Genomic DNA, 5,189 nt, shown 5'->3' with positions numbered 1-5,189 from the left:
CCATTTTTTCAGAAGGGTATGAGAGCTATGTCCTTGATTGAGTCTATGTTTTAACGGGGTTGTCACCCCGTCAGGTTTTTTCTCCTTGCCACTGTGCAGTTATGCGGCTAATTGTTGCTGTTTGTGCTTTCCTTTCTCCTTGCCATTGTGCAGTTATTCTGCTGATAGTTGCTTGCTGTGCTTTCCTTTCTCCTTCCCATTGTGCTTGCAGCCGATCGACAGTTGCTTGTTGCGCCTCCCGGTTTCCTTGCAATTGGGCTTCTAGCTTGCCAATTGTCGCAGATTGTGCTGCAAGTTCTCCCGACTTGGCGCCCGCTTTTACCTTGGCTAAATTGGCTTCAGCAACTTTGACTTTTTCTTTGGCTTCGTCTAAAGCAGATTTTAGCCGATCGCCCGCATCCAAAATTGCGATCGACTGCCCTGCTTGGACGCGATCGCCCTCTTTGACTAAAAGCTTCGCCACGCGATCGCCATCCAACGCCTGCGACACCCCCAACCGAATCACTTCCCCCAGCGGTTCCAATCTTCCCAAAGCCGTGATTTTTCGGGGCGGAGGTGTTTCTACGGGTAAAGGTTCAGCATTTTTAGCTAAAGATCCAAACTGAGAAATGCCGTAAAAAGTTGTACCCACGCTAATAGCAGCGCCAGCAACTACCAATCCCATTACCAATTTATTTTTAGGCTTGATGAAAGATTGAAAATTCATATTCCTCCTAGATTTGCGGTTGTTTTTTTTCTAAATAAGCCAGCAGCATTTCTTTTAATAAATTCGCTTGTTCAGAAAAAGATATCCTTTCCCCCTGATAAAACCTTCTTACCAGCAAGCCGTCAACAGAGTTGATGATAAATATAGCAATGGCCGGATCGGAAACACCCAAGTAGCAACATACTGCCTCTTCGTAACGCTTTCCTGCTTGCTGAAGAGCATGGTTGTTGTCAATATCTTGGCGATTTTTGTTCTGACAAAAATCAAACATTATCAACAAGCTCTTCATAATATAATCTTCATTCTTTGCCAGATGATTCATCATTTCTTCAATCCTTTCTCCCAGGGTGGGTGGATTTCCCAACTCTGCTAGTTCTTCTTCTTTGGTATCTTCATAACTCAAGTATTCAATTAACTGCTCGAACAAGCTTTCTTTGCTTGGAAAATAGTGGTACAGCGTGCCTGTTGAAACTCCAATTCCTGAGGCAATTTCTCGCATTGTGACGGAGGAATAGCCTTTTTCGGCAAAGAGCTCAAAGGATTTGTTCAGTAATTCTTTGCGGTACAATTCGCGGTCAACTATTTTTGGCATAGGTCGATCTATCTTCTGATTTTTTATTCCAGATCCTAGGTGATCGGAGATTTAAGGGCGATCGACTAAATATTCCTATATCGAACATCCGATATAGTATAACCGAATACAAAACAGGCTCTTGGTGGCTGAGCTTGGAAAAATAAGGTATATCGAACAGTTGTTATAATTAATCTTGCACAGACTAGCGGAGCTTGTCAAGGGGTGCAGTAAAATTATTTTTAGAGTCGATTTGTCGGGGCGGGTTTAGCCCAAAATCCCAAACACCCGCAATCAATCTCCGTCCAAAACCCGCCAATCGTGCGAATCTGCACCTGAATGATTATGAAAATCCGAACCTACGAAATCGGCGACACCCAAAAAATTATAAAACTGTTCTACGACACAGTGCGCGAAGTCAATATCCGCGATTACACAAAAGCCCAAGTAGATGCTTGGGCTCCAGCCGATATCGATATTGAAAGTTGGACTAAAAGTTTAAGCAGTAAATTTACTTTTGTAGCAGAAGAGGGCGATACAATCGCAGGTTTTGGAGAATTAGAAGCCAACGGCCACATCGATCGCTTTTACTGTCACAAAGACTTTCAAAGACAAGGAGTTGGCAAGCTTATTTTAACAGAAATTGAGTCAAAAGCCCAAGAGTTAGGACTTAAAAAGTTATTTGCCGAAGCCAGCATTACAGCTAAAGCTTTTTTTGAAACCCAGGGATTTATGGCGATCAAAAAGCAAGAAGTAGAACGGAGAGGTCAAAAATTAATCAACTTTGTTATGGAAAAATATCTATAAACAACAACCTTTTGTGTAAAATTAGATCGAAGAGTTTTGCGGAGGAGTTGTGATGGTGACGGAAGCTACAAATGTGCTGGGCGGAAAATTAGAGACTTGCTGCACGTCGCCCATGACGGGGTATTATCGAGACGGAAAATGCAATACCGGCGGCGGCGATTTGGGGGCTCACACTGTTTGCGCCCAACTGACAGAAGATTTTTTGCAATTCACCAAAAGAATGGGAAACGATTTGAGTACGCCGGTTCCTGAGTTTAAATTTCCGGGATTGAAACCAGGGGATTGTTGGTGTTTGTGCGCTTCTCGGTGGAAGGAAGCAATGGATGCTGGATGTGCGCCGCGCGTGGTTTTGGCTGCGACTCACGCCTTGACTTTGGAATACGTTTCTTTGGACGAATTGAAGGAACACGCTGCTGATTTGTAGGAATGTGCGATCGCCTTTTTTATGCAAACCCTAGGATGCGTCAGTTGGCTTTATTTGTTCAATCATTAAACAGTTTCTGACTGACGCACCTGAAAAAATACTTATTGCATAAATGTTAGAGAAAGCCTGTTAACCGCAGATGAAATGCTGACAAACACAGATAGACGCAGATAATTTTAAGAGAATTATTGTGTGTTTTATTTGATATTAAAAGTGGTCAAATTTGGATTCAGCGAAATCAAACTGACAGCCAAATTGCTTGAGATGATTTCGTTCGCGACACTATAAAATTCCTTCGTAGTGAGGAGTTGAGTCCGCATCAATCCTAGGAATAAAGTCCTCACTACAAACATTTTTAATTAATAGTAATTAACAGGATATATGATATCATTTCCTGTCGATTACTACAACACAAAGGAATTTTTGCGGACTTAAGTCCGCACTACGAACGAATTTTATTGCGGTCAATCGAACGGACACGATATGATGCACTCTACAACAAGTTTAGACCTCTGGTAACTTATACTGCGCGACAATCCGCTTAGCATATTCCGGCACATGAGCCTCCAATTTCTCAGGATAATTTCGCTTCACGTACAGATAATTGCGAGTGAAATGAGAATCAATTGAAAAGCGCGCATATTCCAAACCCTTCGGCCCAATTCTCTCAATAAAAACTCCCATCAACTTCGCCGCCCACATCGGTAAAGTCACACCTTTTTCGTAAGCGGGAATACTTTGCTGAACGGCTTCTTTGCGGTTTCCTTGAGACATCACCGGCTGAGTGTTTAGCTGATCCGTTACCAAGTCTAACATTTCTTGCCCGGTATCATTTCTTACTACAATCCACTGCCAACCAAAAGGTGCGCCCATGTAGCCGACAACTAAATCTGCTAAAGAATTGACGTAATCAAAACAGCTCAAACAAGAAGGAGCAAAAACATCTTTCAATTCTTTAGTATTCAAACCAAAAAACGGCACTTTTTCTTCCGAACCATCTTCGTGTTTGAAGTGAACGTTAAAGTCTTGCATAAACTCGTAAGAAACCACCGTTTCAGGAGAGCGGCTAGTTGTATCTAGAAACTTTTGCAAGCCTGCACGGCTGACATTATCGACACAGGGAGTTCCGAGAACGTAAAGCTTTTCTAAACCGAGTTGTTTTTCGACTGTTCGCAATGCTTGAATTTGACAGCCTACACCAATTACTAACAGTCGTTTCATTCCCGATTTTTCGATTTGTTCTAATACTGAAAGGTTGGGAGACAGAGTTGGTTTGTTGACTTTGGCTGCGAGAATTTCTTCGCGATTTCTAGCAATTATTGGCATCGGTTGAAAGCGGTCTTCTTTAGTGTTTTGGACGCAGACAACGCCTTCAACAATGCCTTTTTCTAGCATTTCGATCGCAATTGAGCTGACAATTCCCGTCCACTGAGCGCCTTCAATTGGTTCTTTTTTCTTAGCAGCCATCATATTTTGACTGACTCCGAAGTACCAATCGTCGGGATTGTCGAGATTGCGCGATCGCCCGTGAATCTCTGCTTCTAGTTCTGCGATATGCTGTGTTAAGAAAGCGCAAGCTTCCTTGACATAATGGATATAATATGTATCGCACAAACCGCATTCGCTGCAAAGCTCTTTAGCGGGGCGGCGGCTTCCGGGTTTGAGGGCTTTAGATTTTTGGTGTTTAGTGGAATCTATGGCGGTCATCTAAATTGCGGATTTTATGGAGCAACGGCTTTTGTTAGGATATCACACCAATTCCGGTGATTAATTATCATAAACGCCCGATCGCCCTGGAGGGAACAGCCAGCAGCAAGCGGGCTTTACCTGTTGTGCGAATTCTCTCGGCCCGCAATTATTAGTATTGCTCCGGATCGATCGGGCGATCGGGCGAAGAATTTTCTAAATAAAGCTATAAAAAAAATGGTAAAATTGTTCCTGACAACAGCCGTCGCTAGCATCATACTCAATATCGCAATTTCGAGCTTAGGATTTGCTGCTTTAGTTCGCCCTGTGGCGGGTATGAATAAAACTGTTATCGCCCTAGAAACAATGCTGAGCGCGACACAAAAGCCCGCAGCGATCGACTATTCGCGCTTGGGGATTAGCGGCATGAAATTGGGGATGTCTGTAGAAGAAGCTAAACGCAAGTTGGGAAAACCACAGCGAGACGAAACTAAATCTGCTGGTTCAGTAATTGGTGGCAAGATTCGCACGTTAACCTACTCGAAATTGACGGTAGCAGCATGGGAAGGCAAAGTTTATTTAATTTCTACTACTAATCCCAAGTTGGCGACAATTGATGGTATCAAGGTAGGAGAGGGCAGGCAAAAAGTTGTTAAAACTTACGGTTACGGGTGGCAATCTGTGCATGGTGAAGCCACTCGGTTGACTTACAGCAATGACCAAAAGGCTTCTAATTTGGTTTTGGAACTTAAGGGCGATCGCGTGCAAAAGATTCTTGTCGGGACGCAGCTAGAATAAAATATTATATCAATTCTGGTTGCACTCATACAATGACTGTTGGCTGTTGACTGTTGACTGTTGATTGTTGACGGGCGGGTCAAAAAACTGCATGGTTGAGTGTTAAGTGTTGACTCAATTTTCTGACGGGGTGACAACCCCGTTAAAACCCATAGCTAACAAAGGTTTGACCGATTTATGGTAAAAAAAGATGGGGT

Annotated in this window: 6 protein-coding genes; 3 read left to right on the top strand and 3 right to left on the bottom strand. The window is 43.1% G+C overall.

Annotated elements, in window-relative coordinates; all coding sequences use genetic code 11:
* Window positions 1-70: 70 nt before the first annotated feature.
* Complete coding sequence (locus tag QUA97_RS27880) at window positions 71-706, bottom strand: biotin/lipoyl-binding protein (RefSeq protein ID WP_333197534.1); 636 nt, start codon at window positions 704-706, stop codon at window positions 71-73.
* 7 nt (window positions 707-713) lie between these two features.
* Entirely contained in the window at window positions 714-1,298 is a 585-nt protein-coding gene (locus QUA97_RS27875; RefSeq protein ID WP_194070892.1) for a TetR/AcrR family transcriptional regulator, read from the bottom strand.
* 324 nt (window positions 1,299-1,622) lie between these two features.
* On the opposite strand from QUA97_RS27875, the gene QUA97_RS27870 reads away from it, so the two are divergent.
* Together QUA97_RS27870 and QUA97_RS27865 are read left to right on the top strand one after the other, a co-directional pair.
* On the top strand, window positions 1,623-2,084 hold the full coding sequence (locus QUA97_RS27870) for a GNAT family N-acetyltransferase (protein WP_333197531.1): 462 nt from the start codon (window positions 1,623-1,625) through the stop codon (window positions 2,082-2,084).
* A gap of 52 nt (window positions 2,085-2,136) precedes the next feature.
* Entirely contained in the window at window positions 2,137-2,508 is a 372-nt protein-coding gene (locus tag QUA97_RS27865) for a DUF2237 family protein (protein WP_194070890.1), read from the top strand.
* 504 nt (window positions 2,509-3,012) lie between these two features.
* On the opposite strand, the gene QUA97_RS27860 is transcribed toward QUA97_RS27865, so the two are convergent.
* Window positions 3,013-4,215 carry a Coenzyme F420 hydrogenase/dehydrogenase, beta subunit C-terminal domain gene (locus QUA97_RS27860; protein WP_333197528.1) on the bottom strand — a complete coding sequence of 401 codons (1,203 nt, stop codon included), beginning with the start codon at window positions 4,213-4,215 and terminating at the stop codon, window positions 3,013-3,015.
* Between the two features lie 216 nt (window positions 4,216-4,431).
* On the opposite strand from QUA97_RS27860, the gene QUA97_RS27855 reads away from it, so the two are divergent.
* Window positions 4,432-4,992 (top strand): hypothetical protein, encoded by a 561-nt coding sequence (locus tag QUA97_RS27855; RefSeq protein WP_333197525.1) that lies wholly within the window; start codon window positions 4,432-4,434, stop codon window positions 4,990-4,992.
* Window positions 4,993-5,189 lie beyond the last annotated feature (197 nt).

It is taken from the genome of Microcoleus sp. CZ3-B2 (assembly GCF_036705055.1).
Lineage (GTDB): Bacteria > Cyanobacteriota > Cyanobacteriia > Cyanobacteriales > Microcoleaceae > Microcoleus.
Note: the sequence above shows the minus strand (reverse complement) of the source record. Positions and strands in the feature narration are given on the sequence as shown.